This is a genomic window from Acinetobacter sp. YH12049 (assembly GCF_013419875.1).
In the GTDB taxonomy this organism is placed as follows: Bacteria; Pseudomonadota; Gammaproteobacteria; order Pseudomonadales; family Moraxellaceae; genus Acinetobacter; species Acinetobacter amyesii.
On the sequence record NZ_VOZH01000107.1, the window covers coordinates 1 to 1541 of the forward strand.

Genomic DNA, 1541 nt, shown 5'->3' on the forward strand with positions numbered 1-1541 from the left:
ACCATTGAACTCAATCAAGTCAATCTCCCAATCAGCACAGTTCTTTTTTACAATTTCTTCAAGCCGATTGATCATCTCATTTGAAAGGCATTTCTTGCGATATTTTGTTACCAACACTAAATGATATGTAAGTTTATAAACACAGTGATAATGTGACTTCATTACATTTACACTAAGCAATTAATTTGCTAAATTATAACCATGAAACAACCTTTTTTGAAAGCGTATAAATATCGCATCTATCCTACTTCTGAGCAGAAAGTGCAATTTGAAAAGCACTTCGGATGCACTCGCTTTATTTTCAATTGGGCTTTAGCACTTCAAACTAAAGCTCATTCTGAAACTCAAAAATTATTATCAAAAAAGGATATTCAAGACCAATTAGTTGCCATGAAAAAACAACCTGAATTCGAATGGTTGAACGAGGTGAATAGTCAATCACTTCTTAGTGGGTTACTTCACCTACACACTGCTTACAACAACTTTTTTCAGCGATTAAAGAAAGGCAAGGTTGAATTCAGAAAGATCAAAGGATATAAACCAAATCCTGATGAAAAACGCCCATTAAGTCATCTTGTCGGCTACCCACGGTTCAAATCCAAGAAAATACCGCAACGGTCTTATCAATGCCCTCAGCACGCAACAGTGAGCTTTGAGAACGGATTACTTCATCTACCTAAAATTAAAGGGATAAAAACTGTATTTAGTCGGGTATTTAATGGGAAAATCAAAACTGTCACCATTAGCAAAACAGCGACAGGTAAGTATTATGCTTCGATTTTGGTCGAGTCAGAGTTAGAACTTGTTGCATCAACAACAATTCAAGCTGATCAAACCATCGGAATTGATATGGGTTTGAATCACATGCTCATTCAATCCGATGGTAATAAGGTTGAAAATCCAAAATACTTGCGACAGGCTCAAAACCGACTATCCATACAGCAGAAGATATTTGCTCGAAAGAAGAAAGAATCAAAGAATTATCAACGTCAAAAATTAAGTGTTGCATTCATCCATGAAAAAGTGCGCCTGCAACGCTTAGACCTACATCACAAACTCACGCATTACTTGATCTGTGAAAACCAAGCGACCACGTATGCTGTAGAAGATTTAGGGATAAAAAACATGGTAAGAAATCGAAAATTAGCCAAGTCCATTTCGGATGTGGCTTGGGGTCAATTTCTTACGATATTGCAATACAAGGCAAAATGGTTCGGTAAGAATGTGCTACAAATTGGAAGATTCGTTCCAAGTTCTAAAGCATGTTCATGTTGTGGTTATACTATGACAAAATTGCCACTAAGCATAAGAGAATGGCAATGTCCTGACTGTGAAACAGTGCATGATCGTGATTTGAATGCAAGCTTGAATATACGCAATTTCGCTTTAGCTGATGCACTAGGACATAGTGCTGTATAAAGAGTTCCTGTACCGCCATACTGTCAGCGCAGTGCGGTATCGAAAGGTGCAATCTCTAAGATTGCATGGGTCGCAAAGATTCCCCCACCATAGCTCTTAGCTTGGTGGTGGGAGTATGTCAA

At 37.8% G+C, this 1541-nt stretch carries 2 protein-coding genes; one reads left to right on the forward strand and one right to left on the reverse strand.

The features are described 5' to 3' along the window. A partial coding sequence (locus FTU05_RS18165) for a transposase (RefSeq protein WP_180166221.1) occupies positions 1 to 162 on the reverse strand: 162 nt, incomplete at its 3' end. Between the two features lie 39 nt (positions 163 to 201). On the opposite strand from FTU05_RS18165, the gene FTU05_RS17680 reads away from it, so the two are divergent. Then, a complete protein-coding gene (locus FTU05_RS17680; RefSeq protein WP_180047579.1) occupies positions 202 to 1419 on the forward strand; it encodes an RNA-guided endonuclease TnpB family protein in 1218 nt (405 codons plus the stop codon). The last annotated feature ends 122 nt before the right edge of the window (positions 1420 to 1541 follow it).